Annotated in this window: 16 protein-coding genes and 1 riboswitch; of the genes, 14 read left to right on the top strand and 2 right to left on the bottom strand. The window is 54.4% G+C overall.

Annotation, left to right across the window (positions count from 1 at the left end; all coding sequences use genetic code 11):
- From P0X86_RS26135 to P0X86_RS26090, 10 genes are all read left to right on the top strand, one after another.
- Entirely contained in the window at positions 1-735 is a 735-nt protein-coding gene (locus P0X86_RS26135) for an adenosylcobinamide amidohydrolase (protein WP_277746817.1), read from the top strand.
- The gene (gene cbiB, locus P0X86_RS26130) at positions 732-1,709 is read left to right on the top strand and encodes an adenosylcobinamide-phosphate synthase CbiB (RefSeq protein ID WP_277746816.1); all 978 of its coding nucleotides are present in this window, start codon (positions 732-734) and stop codon (positions 1,707-1,709) included. The genes P0X86_RS26135 and cbiB overlap by 4 nt, the downstream gene beginning before the upstream one ends.
- A complete protein-coding gene (locus P0X86_RS26125; protein ID WP_277746815.1) occupies positions 1,700-2,434 on the top strand; it encodes a histidine phosphatase family protein in 735 nt (244 codons plus the stop codon). The genes cbiB and P0X86_RS26125 overlap by 10 nt, the downstream gene beginning before the upstream one ends.
- Positions 2,435-2,586: 152 nt before the next feature.
- A riboswitch (cobalamin riboswitch) is annotated at positions 2,587-2,788 on the top strand.
- A gap of 256 nt (positions 2,789-3,044) precedes the next feature.
- Positions 3,045-4,049 (top strand): ABC transporter substrate-binding protein, encoded by a 1,005-nt coding sequence (locus P0X86_RS26120; protein WP_277746814.1) that lies wholly within the window; start codon positions 3,045-3,047, stop codon positions 4,047-4,049.
- Complete coding sequence (locus P0X86_RS26115; protein ID WP_096776458.1) at positions 4,046-5,092, top strand: FecCD family ABC transporter permease; 1,047 nt, start codon at positions 4,046-4,048, stop codon at positions 5,090-5,092. The genes P0X86_RS26120 and P0X86_RS26115 overlap by 4 nt, the downstream gene beginning before the upstream one ends.
- Entirely contained in the window at positions 5,089-5,874 is a 786-nt protein-coding gene (locus P0X86_RS26110) for an ABC transporter ATP-binding protein (RefSeq protein ID WP_277746813.1), read from the top strand. The genes P0X86_RS26115 and P0X86_RS26110 overlap by 4 nt, the downstream gene beginning before the upstream one ends.
- A gap of 65 nt (positions 5,875-5,939) precedes the next feature.
- A complete protein-coding gene (gene cobT / locus P0X86_RS26105; RefSeq protein WP_277746812.1) occupies positions 5,940-7,010 on the top strand; it encodes a nicotinate-nucleotide--dimethylbenzimidazole phosphoribosyltransferase in 1,071 nt (356 codons plus the stop codon).
- Complete coding sequence (gene cobU, locus P0X86_RS26100) at positions 7,007-7,585, top strand: bifunctional adenosylcobinamide kinase/adenosylcobinamide-phosphate guanylyltransferase (protein WP_277746811.1); 579 nt, start codon at positions 7,007-7,009, stop codon at positions 7,583-7,585. Before cobT ends, cobU begins: the two co-directional genes overlap by 4 nt.
- The gene (gene cobS, locus P0X86_RS26095) at positions 7,582-8,403 is read left to right on the top strand and encodes an adenosylcobinamide-GDP ribazoletransferase (protein WP_277746810.1); all 822 of its coding nucleotides are present in this window, start codon (positions 7,582-7,584) and stop codon (positions 8,401-8,403) included. Before cobU ends, cobS begins: the two co-directional genes overlap by 4 nt.
- Before the next feature lie 212 nt (positions 8,404-8,615).
- Positions 8,616-10,010, top strand: a complete 1,395-nt coding sequence (locus P0X86_RS26090; protein WP_096776453.1) for an L-cystine transporter — start codon at positions 8,616-8,618, stop codon at positions 10,008-10,010.
- A 132-nt stretch (positions 10,011-10,142) separates the two neighbouring features.
- Here the strand turns inward: P0X86_RS26090 and P0X86_RS26085 are convergent, their stop codons facing one another.
- Complete coding sequence (locus tag P0X86_RS26085; RefSeq protein WP_277746809.1) at positions 10,143-11,231, bottom strand: M24 family metallopeptidase; 1,089 nt, start codon at positions 11,229-11,231, stop codon at positions 10,143-10,145.
- Positions 11,232-11,415: 184 nt separating this feature from the next.
- On the opposite strand from P0X86_RS26085, the gene P0X86_RS26080 reads away from it, so the two are divergent.
- Together P0X86_RS26080 and P0X86_RS26075 are read left to right on the top strand one after the other, a co-directional pair.
- Positions 11,416-11,916, top strand: a complete 501-nt coding sequence (locus tag P0X86_RS26080) for a GNAT family N-acetyltransferase (protein WP_009589361.1) — start codon at positions 11,416-11,418, stop codon at positions 11,914-11,916.
- 150 nt (positions 11,917-12,066) lie between these two features.
- Entirely contained in the window at positions 12,067-12,543 is a 477-nt protein-coding gene (locus P0X86_RS26075) for a GNAT family N-acetyltransferase (protein ID WP_277746808.1), read from the top strand.
- Positions 12,544-12,603: 60 nt separating this feature from the next.
- Here the strand turns inward: P0X86_RS26075 and P0X86_RS26070 are convergent, their stop codons facing one another.
- Complete coding sequence (locus tag P0X86_RS26070; RefSeq protein WP_277746807.1) at positions 12,604-12,948, bottom strand: hypothetical protein; 345 nt, start codon at positions 12,946-12,948, stop codon at positions 12,604-12,606.
- A 186-nt stretch (positions 12,949-13,134) separates the two neighbouring features.
- On the opposite strand from P0X86_RS26070, the gene P0X86_RS26065 reads away from it, so the two are divergent.
- Together P0X86_RS26065 and P0X86_RS26060 are read left to right on the top strand one after the other, a co-directional pair.
- Positions 13,135-14,292 carry a response regulator gene (locus tag P0X86_RS26065; protein WP_036662794.1) on the top strand — a complete coding sequence of 386 codons (1,158 nt, stop codon included), beginning with the start codon at positions 13,135-13,137 and terminating at the stop codon, positions 14,290-14,292.
- A gap of 174 nt (positions 14,293-14,466) precedes the next feature.
- Positions 14,467-14,958 carry a hypothetical protein gene (locus P0X86_RS26060; protein WP_015737173.1) on the top strand — a complete coding sequence of 164 codons (492 nt, stop codon included), beginning with the start codon at positions 14,467-14,469 and terminating at the stop codon, positions 14,956-14,958.
- The last annotated feature ends 1 nt before the right edge of the window (position 14,959 follow it).

Here is a 14,959-nt window from a genome sequence, read left to right as displayed (position 1 = left end):
ATGGCAGTACCTTTTCTGAAAGGCAGCAATCGTCCATATAACTCGGATGCATGGCCAGGAGCCATCGTGTCCTTGGATTCGGAGCAGCAGCATCCGCATATTCGGATCTCGCTTCCGAGTCCGGCTGCGTCCATAAGCAGCGCCATATACGGTGGCGGTTTTCTGCATTTGGACCATATCGTGAACCGTTATGTCGACAAGCATTACGATTGCAGCGATCCGATAAACGATATGGTTAGCTTTATGGCTGGGCACGGCTATCCGGCCGATTCCACGGCAGGATTGATGACGGCGGTAAAACTGAAATATGCCTCCATTCGGGAGGCTCGGGGCGAGCAAGCTTCCGTTCTATGCTGTACTACCGCGGGCGTGGGCAATGCTGCCCGCGCCGGGTCGAGACGCACGACCTTCGCGGCTTACCAGCCTGGCACGATTAATGTCGTGCTGGTGGTGGACGGAAGGCTGACGCCGGCTTGCATGGTGAACGCCATGCTGACGGCAGCCGAAGCGAAAGCCGCGGCGCTGCATGACCTGGGGGTGAAGGATCATGAAACCGGAGCCGCCGCCACGGGGACGACGACGGATGCGATGGTCCTTGCGGTCAGCGGCAATACAGCCTTTGGCGTGAACCATCATTATGCCGGAACCGCGACCGATCTGGGCGGCATGATCGGACGTCTTGTCTACGACAGCGTCACGGAGAGCATCGCCGCCGAAAGAGAAGATCGGATATGACCGCCGTATGGGTCATATGGGCGGCGGTGGCGCTGGACCTGCTGATCGGAGATCCGAGATGGCTGCCGCATCCCGTTATCGGCATGGGGAAGGCGATCCGCCGGGTCGAAGGATGGATTCGCCAGCGGACGACTTCCGCTCAGGGACTGAAGCGGGCGGGGATATTGCTGCCGGTGATCGTGGCCGGCGGCTCCTTCGTGCTGGCATGGCTGCTGCTGGAGCTGTGCCAAGCGATTCATCCTTGGCTTGCCTGGGGTGCGGAGATCGTCCTCATTGCGACTACGATTGCGATCAAGGGGCTGCGCGAGGCAGGATTGGAGGTCTACGGCCATCTTCGTTCCGGGAATATCGCCGAGGCCAGGCAAGCGCTCAGCATGGTGGTCGGGAGGGACACCGCTCATCTGGATGAGCGGGAAATTGTGCGGGGGACGGTGGAGACGGTTGCGGAAAATATCGTGGACGCGGTCATCGCTCCGCTGTTTTTTGCCCTGATCGGAGGGGCGCCGCTTGCGTTGGCCTACCGCGCCGTGAATACGCTGGATTCCATGGTCGGTTATAAAAACGAGAAGTACCTGCATGTAGGCTGGGCCTCCGCCCGGCTCGACGATCTCGCCAATTGGATACCGGCACGCCTGACCGCCGGGCTGTTGACCATCGCGGCGGCGATGTTCTCGCTGCAGTGGAAACAAGCGATCAAGATGGTTAAACGAGATGCGCGTAAGCATCCCAGTCCGAACAGCGGCTTCCCGGAATCGGCCGTAGCCGGTGCCCTGGGGATTCGCCTGGGAGGCGAAAATTCGTACCAAGGCGTGATCTCGTTCCGGGCTTACATGGGGGACCCCGACCGACCGCTCGAAGCGGAGGATATCCGGGTGACAAACCGTCTGCTTGTGGGCGTATCGGTTTTGTTTACGATGCTGGGCACCGCGGTGATCGGACTTGCTGCCGCGGCAGGAGGAAGCCTATGGATATGAGGATCAGCCTGCATCTGGTGCGTCACGGCCGCACGTTGTGGAACGAGGAGCGCCGTTATCTCGGCCATGAGGATCAGGGAATTCTGGCTGAGGGAAGGGAACAGCTCCTCCCGCTGCGGGAGGAACTTCGCTGCAGGCATTTTGTCCGGATCTATTGCAGCGATCTCCTCCGCTGCCGGCAGACGCTCAATGTGATCTTATCGGATTCAAAAAGGGGTGCTGTTCCTGATGATGACATATTGGGCCAGTTTATGCCGGGCGTACGATATGACCCGCGGCTGCGCGAACTGGATTTCGGGGATTGGGAAGGAAAGACCTACGAGGAGTTGAAGACGGATTCCCTCTACCGGCGCTGGATCGATAACCCTGCGGAAGTTACGCCGCCCAGCGGGGAGAGCTGGGAAGCTTTCGGTTCCCGCGTCCAGGCCTTTTTGTCGGGATTGCATTTGGATGTGAAGGAATTATTGCATATGGAGGAAGCTCCGGATCCCCTTTCGCAGGCAGAGGCAGAGGCAGAGGCCAGGCGTGGTGATGATGGCCGAGGAACGCTCGCTGAAGGAGTTGACGTGCTTGTGGTCACCCACGGCGGCGTTATTCGGGAGATGGCAGCGGCTACCGTGCCGGATACGGAATTCTGGGCGACGTCGGTTATGCCGGGCGAGGTTCTCAAGCTGCAGCTGACATGGGACGGAGCGAGCTGGCGGGGCGTACGGTTAAGCGAATAAAACGAAAACGTATGATTTCGGTCGGAATAGGCGATAACGGGCTAAATCGGTGTCATGACGCAATCGAAACGCCTGAAACTTTCAGTTGTAAGGGGATGGTTTATCGCCTATAATCTTGTGCAGAGAAACCATGCTTGGCCTATCATCCATAAATTCATATGATTTGCGAGGGTCCCGGACAGAGGGCGTTATTGTTTTCTGCCGGGTTAATAGGGAAGCCGGTGCAAGTCCGGCACGGTCCCGCCACTGTGAAGCAGGGACTTTTCCATATGCCACTGAGCCTTAGCGCTTGGGAAGGCGGAGAAGTCGTTACAACCTGCAAGTCAGGAGACCTGCCCTCAGCGAATGAAAGACGGTCCTTCGAGGAGAGGATTACGTTTACCGGACGCATGGAGCCATGCGGACGGAAGTTTAAGGCGCCATCGTTGAACGGTTATCCCGGCGTCCTTATGATACAAACGTAATCCCTGAGTCCTTGTCATCGAGGAGTCGGGGATTTTTGCTTCTTAGGGTATGAAGATTGAACGTTTCTTACCAGTTAAGGATCGGTCAAAGGAATTTAGACACGCCTGCGCCAGGTTCTCAATTATGTTTAGGGGGATTCCAAGAGATGAAAGCATTAAACAAAACATGGTCCGTACTTCTGGTAGCCATACTGATGGCCCTGGCCTTGATCGGCTGCGGCGGCGAAGAAGCAGCACCGAAGGATGCGACGCCGCCGGCACAGCAGCAAGAGCAGAATAACGAAGCGCCGGCGGAATCGGCGGAAGAGCTTAAGACCACGTATCCGCTGACCGTCAAGGATACAACGGGCGTGGAAATGACGTTTGAGAAAGCGCCGACCAAGATTGCGTCCCTGACTCCGTCCGAGACGGAAAAACTGTTTGCATTGGGACTGGATGAGGAGATCGTTGGCGTATCCGATAACGACGATTACCCCGAAGCGGCCAAATCCAAGCCTAAACTGGGCGGGTTCCAGGTGAATGAAGAGGCGATCATCGCAGCCGACGCCGATGTGGTATTCGCGGCTTCGATGAATGCCCAGAATGCCGAGAAATTGCGCGAGCTTGGCGTTACGCTGTTCGTCAACGATTCGAAAACCATCGATGCGGTGATGGAGAACATCGAGCTGATCGGTCAAATTACGGACCGTCAAGCCGAGGCGAAAGCGGTCGTCGATCAGATGAAGCAGGAATTGGCTGCCGTTACGGAAGCCGTGAAATCCGTGAAGGATGAAGACAAGAAGAAAGTGTACGTGGAGTTCTCTCCGGGATGGACCGTCGGCAAAGGCGAGTTCATGGATGAGATCATTACCGCAGCTGGCGGCGTCAATGCAGCCGGCGATGCGGAAGGCTGGTTCGAAATCAGCGAGGAGAACATCATCGCCGCGAACCCGGACGTTATTCTGTACACGGACGATGTGGTGGACGAAGCCACCAAGAAAACATTGGATCAGCTGATCAAGGAGCGCGGCGGCTGGGATCAGATCGAAGCCATCAAGAACGATCAGGTCATTTCCGTGGATGCCAATCTGCTCAGCCGTCCGGGCCCGCGCGTGACGCAAGGACTGATGGAAGTGGCGAAGGCCGTTTATCCGGAATTGATGAATCCATGAGTAAAAAACTTGCAGGATTCGGTGCGGCCGGCCTGATCCTTTTACTGCTGACCTTGGTTGTCAGTCTCGGAATCGGCTCCGTTCACCTGCCTGTGAGAGAGATTGGAGCGATGCTGCTGCACCGGCTGCCGGGAATCGGCGATTCCATCGTTCCAGGCTGGGAAGCTTCCTCCGAGCAAATCCTGATGAAGGTGAGATTGCCGCGGATCCTGCTCGGGATGCTTGTTGGAGCCTCCCTGGCGGTGGCCGGAGCCGCCTTTCAAGGCGTGCTTCGCAATCCGCTGGCGGATCCGTTTACGCTCGGTGTGTCCTCGGGTGCTGCGCTTGGCGCGGCATCCCTGATTTTTTTCGGAATGGAATATTCCTTTGCCGGAGGTTATACACTGCCGGTTGTAGCGTTTCTGACCGGAGCAGGCACCCTATGGGCCGTTTTGCTGCTGGCAAGGGATCAAGGAAAACTGCCGATCCATGGGCTCATCCTGTCCGGGGTGGTGATGCAGTCGTTTCTGGGCGCCGTCGTTTCGTTTCTGACGGTGATGTCCAAAGATACGGTGAACCAAATCCTGTACTGGACGATGGGAAGCCTGAGCATGCGCGGATGGTCGTATACGGCCATCCTTTTCCCGTATTTTGCAGCGGGTTTCGTATATCTATGGAGCAGGTCGCGGGCGCTTAACATTTTGTCGCTCGGGGAACGGCAGGCCGCTCATATGGGATTGAATGTCGATCGTCTGAAGACCAGCGTGCTGATCGTCGCTACCCTGCTTGCCGCGGCAGCCGTATCGGTTTCCGGCGTGATCGGGTTCGTCGGGCTTGTAGTGCCGCATATGATTCGGCTGATCACCGGCTCCGATTACCGCGTGATTGTTCCCCTGTCGGCGCTGGGCGGCGCGATTTTCATGGTTTGGTGCGATACGGCAGCACGCTCTGTCTTGGCGCCGACGGAAATCCCGCTCGGGGTGGTCACGGCATTCATAGGCGCTCCGTTCTTTGCTTATCTGCTGTACCGGAACAAAAAACGGCGCAGGGAGGGGTTATCATGATTACGGCCCAAGGGCTTGGCAAAGCCTATGGCAAGGCGTCGATTCTATCCGGGGTGGACCTTCACATTGCCGAAGGGGAATGGTGGGGGATCATCGGACCGAACGGCAGCGGCAAGTCCACCCTCATGCAGCTGTTATCCGGCGTGGAGAGTCCTACGGAAGGAAGCGTGACGCTTCTGGGCAAGGAGCTTGGACGCTATAACCGGAAGGCACTGGCCCGAATCGTGGCGGTGCTGCAGCAGGAGGGACTCGACCCTACCGATTTTACCGTCCGGGACGTGCTGGAGATGGGGCGATTCCCGTTCTTGAACTGGCTTGGCCGTGAGGATAAGGATGCGGCCCCGCTTATCGAGGCCGTTATTCGAAAGCTGGATCTGAACGGCCTGGAGGAGCGCCGGCTTACCGAGTTAAGCGGAGGACAGCGCCAGCGTGTCGCTTTGGGCAAGGTGATGGTCCAGGAGCCTTCGCTGCTGATGCTGGACGAACCGACGACCTATCTGGATATCCGCTATCAGCTTCAGTTCATGGATATGGTGGCGGAGTGGCGGAACTCGTCCGGCATAACGGTGATCAGCGTACTGCATGACCTCAATCTGGCGGCTCAATTCTGCGATAAGCTGCTGGTTCTGGATCAGGGACGGATCGCAGGGGCGGGCAAGCCGGAGGACGTGCTGACGGCAGCGTATATCCGACGGATTTTCCGGGTGGAGCCCTCCATCGTGATCCATCCCGAGAATGGGGCTCCGCAGGTGCTGTTAACGGCGAACAGCACCTGGTCCTAAAGCGGTGTTGCCGCAGGTTTAGCCGCGTTGTAAGATTTAGGAGCAAGAGGAAGGAGGCCGTTTCATTGACGGATACACTCACAAGTCGTTTGAAGGGAATTACCGCTAACATTAAACCGCTGGATGCCGAAGCGCAGGCGGAAACCGCCGCCTATTTGGATACGTTGACGAAACCTCCGGGCAGTTTGGGCAAGCTGGAGTCGCTGGCGATCCAATTAGCGGGAATCACGGGGAAAATGAAGCCCTCGTTTACCAAAACATCCGTGGTTGTCATGGCTGGCGATCATGGGGTGTGTGATGAAGGAATCAGCGCATTTCCGGCCGAGGTGACGCCCCAAATGGTGATGAACTTCCTGAATGGAGGGGCGGCCGTTAACGTGCTGGCCCGTCAAGCGGGGGCAGACGTTCATTGCGTGGATATCGGCGTAGCGACCGAGCTGACCCATGAGAGGCTCCTGTCCCGGAACATTGGCAGAGGAACCGCCAATATGGCCAAAGGACCCGCAATGACAAGGGAAGAAGCGCTGCAATCCGTAGTGACCGGAGCTGAGGTGGCGGCAGAGCTGGTTAAACAAGGCACGCAGATGTTCGTAACCGGAGAGATGGGCATCGGGAACACGACACCAAGCGCGGCTATTTTCTCGGTTCTGTCCGGCAAGCAGCCATCCGAGGTTGTGGGACGAGGAACCGGCGTGACGGATGAACGGCTGAACCATAAGATTCGGGTTGTGGAACGGGCGATACAAGTCAATGCGCCTCATGCCGCCGACCCGCTCGACGTGCTGGCCAAAGTCGGGGGCTTCGAAATCGGCGGATTGGCCGGATTGATTCTGGTGGCGGCTGCTCATGGATGTCCTGTCATCATTGACGGATTCATATCCAGTGCCGCGGCGTTGGTTGCCAAATCGATCTGCCCGGATGCCCTTCCTTATATGATTGCTTCCCATGTTTCGCATGAACAGGCGCATGTTCTTCTGCTGAAAGAGCTGGGACTCCAGCCGATGCTTCAAATGGACATGCGTCTTGGCGAGGGGACGGGCGGTGTGCTGTGCCTTCATCTGGTCGAGGCGGCGTGCAGGATCGTGAACGAGATGGCGACGTTTGAGAGCGCCGGCATCAGCGGAGGAGCCGTATGAGTCATCGTGGAAGCGTGTTGGTTACGGGCGGAGCGAGGAGCGGGAAGAGCTCGTTCGCGGAGAAGCTGTGCATGAAGCGCGCCGATTCCGGTACATATATAGCGACTGCGCAAGCCTATGACGATGAGATGCGGGAACGGATCCGTATTCATCAAGACCGCAGGCAGGATAGAGCCTATGGTTGGCAGACGGTGGAGGAGCCTGTCGCTCTGCCCGAATTGCTGGAAACGCTCGGCCAGTCTGCCTCGGACGCCCCTGCGGTGGTAGTGGATTGCCTGACGCTGTGGCTTACGAACGTGCTGCTGCAGGCCGAACCTGAAGGCACGGCCGTCATGGAAGAGCGGCTGGGGCTTCAAATCGGCAGGCTGGCAAGAGCGGTTCAGGTATACCCGGGCATGGTTATATTGGTAACAAACGAAGTGGGTTCAGGGATTGTGCCCGAATATCCGCTGGGCCGGATTTATCGCGACTGGGCAGGGATCATGAATCAACGACTGGCCCAGGTCTGTGACGAGGTATTTCTGGTGACCGCGGGAATTCCAATGGAAATCAAGAGCAGGGAGTATCGGATATGAGCAAGATGATCGAAGCGGCTGCGGCCGCTTTTCAATTTTTATCGAGGCTTCCCGTGCGGAGGGAAATTCCCTTTACACCCGAAGTTCAACAGCGGAGCGTCGTTTTTTATCCTTTCGTAGGGGCAGTCATAGGTGTTATCGTTGCCGTATTGGGACTGGGCTTAAGCTTTGTGCTGCCTTCCTTTCCTGCTGCCGTCATCCTGCTGGCTGCATGGGTAGCGTTAACCGGAGGGCTTCATCTCGATGGCTGGATGGACAGCGCGGATGCGCTGCTGAGCCATCGGTCGCGCGAACGAATGCTTGAAATTATGAAGGATAGCCGGGTAGGCGCGATGGGGGTCATGGCCTGCATGCTGCTGCTCCTTCTGAAAGCTTCCTTAATCATGTCCGTTTGGGATTTGTCTGAGGGGGTATGGAAGCAAGAAGCGTGGCTGCTGGTGCTCGCTCCGGTCTGGAGCCGCTGGTTTATGGTCCACGCCATGTATCGATGGCCGATGGCACGGGGAAGCGAGGGGCTGGCAGCTTTGTTTCACGGACTGTCCGTTAGAAGGAGGTCGCTGGCAGGCATAGTCGCGATCCTGTTAACGCTGGTCGTCATAGGCCTTCTCTGGTGCACGACAAGCACACTGGATCTTGCGGCGATCGGAATCGGAGGAATCCTCGTCATCCCGTTGGCAGCCTGGGCCGTTGGAAGTTTGACGGCCGAACGGATGAGCCGAAGACTCGGGGGATTGACGGGAGATACCTATGGGGCGTTGAATGAATGGATTGAAACGATTGTGTTAATTTTGGTAGTTCTCCTTTTGAAGTTTACATGATATGATAGTAGAGCAATGCGGTGGTATTCCGATCAACATAGTCGACATAATTCACGTCAACAGAAAAATAACGTTTTTGACAGGAATTTTCTCAAACGGGTAATGATATGTTTAGAGTGGGCTATGAAATGGATATGAATACATACTAGCGCACTTATGACATGAGGATGACGCAGTATATCCTTATTTATAGAATGGGAGGAATCATTAGGATGGAAACGCTTTGGGTTATCATCAATGTCCTTGTTCTGATTCTGCTGGTCGGTATTTTGTACTGGATGCAGAGAAAGCATTACTCGTTTACCAAACGCGTGTTTGCCGGACTTGGACTGGGTGTGTTGTTCGGAGTGGCACTGCAGCTCATCTACACTTCGACCTCCGATGTGGTGGTGAAATCCACCGATTGGTTTAATCTGGTTGGCTACGGTTATGTCAGACTGCTGCAGATGATGGTCATTCCGCTGATCATGGTGTCGATCATATCGGCCATCATGAAGCTGAAGGGCGGAAAAAACCTGGGCAAAATGAGCGGAATGATCATTACGGTGCTGCTTCTGACGACGGCGGTAGCCGCCGCTGTCGGAATTACGACCGCGCTGGCGTTCGATTTGTCCGCCGTCAATATTCAGGGCGGCGCTGCCGAGGAGCAGCAGGGCGCGCTGCTGCAAGAACGGCTCGGAGATGTCGAGGGTCGTACGCTGCCGCAGCAGATTCTGGATTTCATTCCGAGCAATCCGTTTGCCGACATGACGGGAGCACGAAGAACTTCGACGATTGCGGTCGTCATATTCTCGGCATTCATCGGGATCGCCGTGCTCGGGTTGGACCGTAAAAACAAGGAGCAGGCGGAGACCTTCCGCAACATGATCTCCGCCGTATACGGCGTGGTCATGCGTATCGTGACGCTGGTGCTTCGTCTGACGCCTTACGGGATTCTGGCGCTGATGGCCAAAACGATCGCCACGACCGATCTTGCGGTGATCATGAATCTGATCGATTTCGTTCTGGCTTCATACGTGGCCTTGATCGCCATGTTCATTATCCATCTGGTGCTGCTGGCGATATTCGGGTTCAATCCGTTCAAGTACGTCAAGAAGGTGTTCCCGACGCTGACCTTTGCCTTTACGTCGCGTTCCAGCGCGGCTACGATCCCGCTTAACGTGCAGACCCAGAACAAAAAGCTGGGCGTCTCGGAAGGCATCGCGAACCTTTCGGCATCGTTTGGCGCCACGATCGGGCAGAACGGCTGCGCGGGCATTTATCCTGCCATGCTGGCCGTCATGATTGCCCCGACGGCCGGCGTGGATCCGACGTCGTGGTCGTTCATCCTGACCTTGATCGTGGTCGTTATGATCAGTTCCTTCGGCGTGGCGGGTGTCGGAGGCGGAGCTACCTTCGCATCGCTCATCGTGCTCTCCACGATGAACCTGCCGGTTGCCTTGGCAGGCCTGTTGATTTCCGTCGAGCCGCTGATCGATATGGGACGGACGGCACTGAACGTGAATGACTCCATGACGGCCGGCGTGATTACCGGGAAAGTCATGAATGAAGTGGATAAAGACGTGTATAACGACGACAATATTGAACTGGATATGGTTCAGGCATAATGAACGCATCCAGGGGAGCCATCTTGCAGGCAGTGTTTCTGCCTTCAAGATTGGCTCTTCTGCGTGAATAGAGAAAGCCCGAATACCGTAAGCGAAACGGTGATTCGGGCTTTTTTTCATGCTGAACATGCTTTATCCGATGACGGTCAGTTCTTTCGGGAAGGAGGTCAGCACCTCGACGCCATCGCCGGTCACGATGACATCGTCCTCGATTCGCACGCCGCCGACGCCCTGCAGGTAAATGCCGGGCTCGATGGTGAAGACCGCCCCAGGCTGCAATATGTCCTGATTCAACCCGTGAATGGACGGATATTCGTGGACATCCATGCCAAGCCCGTGACCCAGGCGATGTACGAAGGCATGGCCGTAACCTGCGCCGTCAATCACTTTGCGTGCCGCTTGGTCGATCGAGCCATAGGTCACGCCGGGTTTGACGGCCTGAATCCCGGCCAGATTCGCAGCAAGAACCGTCTCATAGATGTTAACGGCTTCCGGTTTCAGATCGCCTACCGCAAAGGTACGGGTAATATCCGACGCATAACCGCCGGCGTATACTCCCAAATCGAACATGAGCAGATCCCCTGCTTCGATTCGGCGCGCACCCGGAACGCCATGAGGCAGGGCGGTGTTGGGGCCGGATAATACCATCGTGGCGAAGGAGGGCGCGTCCGCGCCAAGCTTTTTCATCAAGTATTCCAGTTCCGCGACAAGCTCCAGCTCGCTGACGCCGATTTTTACCTGGGCCAGGCCTTGCGTCAGAACTTCTTCGACCAGCCTCACCGCATTCTTGATGATCTTCACTTCCTCGGCAGACTTTCGAATCCGAAGATCCCGCAGCGCAAGGCCGACATCTTCGATGCGGTCCGCGTTCACATGCTGCCGCAGTTGTTCATAGCGAGAGACGGTCAGCTGATCTTTCTCCAGCGCCAGCGTTCCGGCGGTGCCTTGAATCTGTTCCTTAAGCAAAAGGTAAGGGTTATCGGTATCCTGATGCGTGACAATGTTCTTCACGGTTGAAGCGGCCTCGGCCGCGTTCGCGTCCAATGCCGGCACGATCAGCACCGGATCATTGGCGGAGGAGAGGAGCAGGCCGAGAAAGCGCTCATGGGGATCGCTCGCAAAGCCGGTCAAATAATAAACATGCTTGGGGTCTGTCACCAGGACATGATCCCAGCCCTGATCCTTCATGGATAACAGCAAACTTTGCAGTCGTTCGTTCATCCTGTTCATTCCTTTCTTTACTCAAAACGTTCATCATGCCGTTAATGTAAGGGTATCGCGTTCCATCGCGTAAGTAAAGTTTTCCACGTGAATGAATCGCGGCTTGAGAAAATAGAAGCGTTTTTCCGTTACCTCTTGTACAATAGATCTCGTAATAAAGACATCTATTCGGAGGTAGAACATCGTGACGCATCCATACCGTATCGATTATGCCGTCAAAGAGGATTTGCCGGCCATTGTGGACATTTACAATTCAACGATTTCAAGCAGAAAAGTAACGGCCGATCTGGAGCCGGTCACGGTGGAGAGCCGCATACGCTGGTTTGAAGAGCATAGCAACGATTTTCGCCCCCTTTGGGTCATGCGATCTGATGACGGGCTGGTTGCGTGGATGAGCTTTCAATCCTTCTATGGCCGTCCCGCCTATAACGGGACAGCTGAAATCAGTATCTACGTTAACGAGAAATATCGCGGCGTTGGTGCCGGCAGCCTATTGATCCAGAAGGCCATCGAGGAGTGCCCGCGTCTTCGCGTCAGCAATCTCGTCGGATTCGTATTCGGTCATAATGAACCAAGCCTCAAGCTGTTGAAGAAGTTCGGCTTCGACCAGTGGGGGCTTCTCCCAGCGGTTGCGGAGCTTGACGGAGTCAAGCGGGATCTGGTTATTGTAGGACGTGCGATCTAAGTACCGATACGCAAAGAATAAATTTTAGGTCCATAAGAGAAGTCATCGCAGCGAGAAGATGAAGATACGTGCAAACCCTTCATGGTATTCTGCATTCCAAACCTTAACCAATATCCAGTACACTTGGGGAAAACAAGGGACGAAAAGGGTGTGGAGGATGTGAAGGCAGAGATTCGCATATATCAAGCAGAGCTGAAGGATCTGGACAAAGCGGCCGCGCTGTTGAATCAGTATCGGCAATTTTATGAGCGGGAAGATGATCTGGACGGGGCCCGGGAATATATCAGGGAAAGGCTGACCCATGGCGATTCCGTCATATATTTAGCGGACTGCACCCGCTGTGAATCCCTGGCCACGCCAGGCTTTCTACAATTATATCCATCCTTCTCGTCGCTATCCATGTCCAGGTTGTGGATTCTGAATGATCTGTACGTGGATTCCGAATATCGCGGGTTTGGCATTGGAAGGGAGCTGCTTCATCAAGCCCGTGCGCACGCCGTTCAGACCAAGGCCAAAGGCTTGACCCTCTCGACGCAGCTTCTCAACACGGCCGCTCAACGTCTGTACGAATCCGCAGGATATAAGCGGGACGATGAATTTGTGCATTACCATTTGGGTTTATCCTGACGCAGAGGGCATCCATAACAAACAAAGACGATACCCCTAAGGAGTTATCGTCTTTGTTCTTTATTGATAAATCGAGCGTATTTTTCGAAAAACCTCAACCCGGGTAATTTTCAGCTCCCACATTTGGTCCAGCAGCTTCCGCTGTATATCTTTATCGTCTGTTGCTTTCAATTCATGATACAGGGCAGACATCCGTTCATTGATTTGATCCACGCATTGCCACAGCTCCTGTTCCGTGCATTCCTCCGACTTCGCTTGTTCCTCGCCCAGCGATTCCTGCATGTGGTGAAGCGTACGAATGATGTCTGCTTGCCACTTCCGATCTTCCAAGCGAATCGCCAAATTGAGAAGATCCAGATAATCATCAAGGGACAGAGATGTCGGTTCTGTATCGCCATGTTCCATGTTGAATGCCCCCTTAGCAAACGTATAAACCTGTTTATACCAAGTATTATACTTGGAATTATGAGTTTTTCAAGTGAAAAAATAAGAGAATATTGTCATAAACATGCTTTCGATTGTTGCAACCGTGCGCAGGAATCAATATAGTTTACATAGGACCGTATTTTTCCAATCCAAGGAGTTATATGAATGAAGGTAATTCTCGTAGATGACGAACCGTTGGCCTTGAAGTATTTAGAACGTCAGCTGTTAAAACTGGATACCATGCCTATAGATGTAATCGGTACGTATACGAATCCTTTTGAGGGGCGAAAGGAAATTCTTGCAAGGGACGTGGATATCGTGTTTTTGGATATCAGCTTGCCGGAATTGAACGGGATCGAGCTGGCGGAGCAGCTGCTGGAGCAGAAGCCCCATCTCTGCATTGTATTTGTGACGGGATATCACGAATATGCAGTTACCGCATTTGAATTGAATGCCGTCGATTATATCGTCAAACCGGTCCAGATCGATCGAGTAGCCAAAACGATGGAGCGGTTGCGAAGTCGCATTGCGTCCAGACCGGAAGAGGTCCTAAACCCCAATCGTAAAATTCGGATGACGATGTTCCGCCAGGTTATGATCGAACAGCCGAACGAGCAGGGGCAATTCGCCATGCTTCATTGGCGGACAACCCGGGCCCAGGAAATATTCATTTACTTGCTGCAGCATCGGGGGCAGCTGGTGCGCAAGTCGGCACTGATCGATATGCTATGGCCGGAGTTCGACATGGATAAGGCCTATCCCCAGCTGTATACCGCCATTTATCATATCCGAAAAACATTGGAGCCTTATGATACCCGATTTCAAATCACCAACACGACGGAAGGCTATGTGCTGAATGTGGAAGACGTCCAGCTGGACATCGAGGAGTGGGAGAACTGGTTCATGGCGAACCCCTCGGTGTCGGCCGATTCGATAGACGGCCATCTTGAAATGATGAAGCTGTATACGGGCGATTATCTGCAGGAATATGATTATTGGTGGGCGGAAGGCGAGCGTCAAAGACTGAAGGAGCTGTGGCTCAGCGTATCGTTATCCATGGCGGAATGGTATGTGGATCAGGAACGCTTCGAAGAGGCCGTACTGTGCTTCGCCTCGATCCAGAGGCTGCATCCCTTGGAAGAGAAGGCCTATTTTTCATTGATGAAAATATACGGCTTGCAGGGGAACCCGGCCCAGGTACACCGTCAATTCAGCCTGCTGCGTCAAGTGCTGGAGGATGAGATGGGTGAGGAGCCAAGCCCTTACATCAAGAAATGGTATGACGAGTGGAGCGATGGAATCCAAATCACCCATATACAATAAATGACCTAGTCAAGCAATCATAAGATAGGAATCACCGGCCGCTATGACCGGTGATTTTTTTGTATGCGTCAACCGAAGGTCTGTTCTTGTTGGTTCCTGTTCAGAAATTGTAGAGGACCGCCTCTTATACTGTAGAGTGTGAACCATAAGAATCGGGAGGTACAATATTCGGTTATGAAATTCATTCGGAAATTTAAGGAATCTTCGCTGCATAAAGCCATGGGGCTGGAGCTTGGTACGTTTCGGGAGATCGAGCTGGATGCAACTAAGGATGTCCAGCATTGCCGAGGCTTCTATGTTTACTTCAACGGCAAGCGGATTGGCATCGTTGCTACGGACGAGGGACCGGTATTTCTGTGTGATCAGGAGAAGTTTTTGCTGGATGAGCGTACCGTTCATTTTTTGCTGCAAAAAAATGCCGAGTTTAATACGTTTATCTTCATGTGGAATGGAGGCGTGAAGCTTCAGATTCCATATTTGCGGTCGTTAATCGAATATAACGGAAGATGGGTGGATGATTCGATATTCGACTTTTTTTCGTGGATTTATGAAGCTTCCGGGAGAAAAAGATTCTACTCCTACTATACGGTGAAGCATGTATCCGCTGACGAATTATGCCCGCATCAGCCTCTTCAGCGTTCGGGCAAAACGCTTTCGATTGTTTAGG

The organism is Paenibacillus sp. BR1-192 (assembly GCF_029542445.1).
In the GTDB taxonomy this organism is placed as follows: Bacteria; Bacillota; Bacilli; order Paenibacillales; family Paenibacillaceae; genus Paenibacillus_AQ; species Paenibacillus_AQ lautus_A.
The sequence above is the reverse complement of the archived record's forward strand: the minus strand, read 5'-3'. Positions and strand labels throughout refer to the sequence as shown.

Bases quoted from the DNA above. Each gene is read 5' to 3' on its own strand.
- P0X86_RS26065 (WP_036662794.1), top strand. From the start codon at position 13,135: ATGAAGGTAATTCTCGTAGATGACGAACCGTTGGCCTTGAAGTATTTA.
- cbiB (WP_277746816.1), top strand. From the start codon at position 732: ATGACCGCCGTATGGGTCATATGGGCGGCGGTGGCGCTGGACCTGCTG.
- P0X86_RS26110 (WP_277746813.1), top strand. From the start codon at position 5,089: ATGATTACGGCCCAAGGGCTTGGCAAAGCCTATGGCAAGGCGTCGATT.
- cobS (WP_277746810.1), top strand. From the start codon at position 7,582: ATGAGCAAGATGATCGAAGCGGCTGCGGCCGCTTTTCAATTTTTATCG.
- P0X86_RS26090 (WP_096776453.1), top strand. From the start codon at position 8,616: ATGGAAACGCTTTGGGTTATCATCAATGTCCTTGTTCTGATTCTGCTG.
- P0X86_RS26115 (WP_096776458.1), top strand. From the start codon at position 4,046: ATGAGTAAAAAACTTGCAGGATTCGGTGCGGCCGGCCTGATCCTTTTA.
- P0X86_RS26135 (WP_277746817.1), top strand. From the start codon at position 1: ATGGCAGTACCTTTTCTGAAAGGCAGCAATCGTCCATATAACTCGGAT.
- P0X86_RS26060 (WP_015737173.1), top strand. From the start codon at position 14,467: ATGAAATTCATTCGGAAATTTAAGGAATCTTCGCTGCATAAAGCCATG.
- P0X86_RS26070 (WP_277746807.1), bottom strand. From the start codon at position 12,948: ATGGAACATGGCGATACAGAACCGACATCTCTGTCCCTTGATGATTAT.
- P0X86_RS26120 (WP_277746814.1), top strand. From the start codon at position 3,045: ATGAAAGCATTAAACAAAACATGGTCCGTACTTCTGGTAGCCATACTG.
- P0X86_RS26125 (WP_277746815.1), top strand. From the start codon at position 1,700: ATGGATATGAGGATCAGCCTGCATCTGGTGCGTCACGGCCGCACGTTG.
- cobU (WP_277746811.1), top strand. From the start codon at position 7,007: ATGAGTCATCGTGGAAGCGTGTTGGTTACGGGCGGAGCGAGGAGCGGG.
- P0X86_RS26085 (WP_277746809.1), bottom strand. From the start codon at position 11,231: ATGAACGAACGACTGCAAAGTTTGCTGTTATCCATGAAGGATCAGGGC.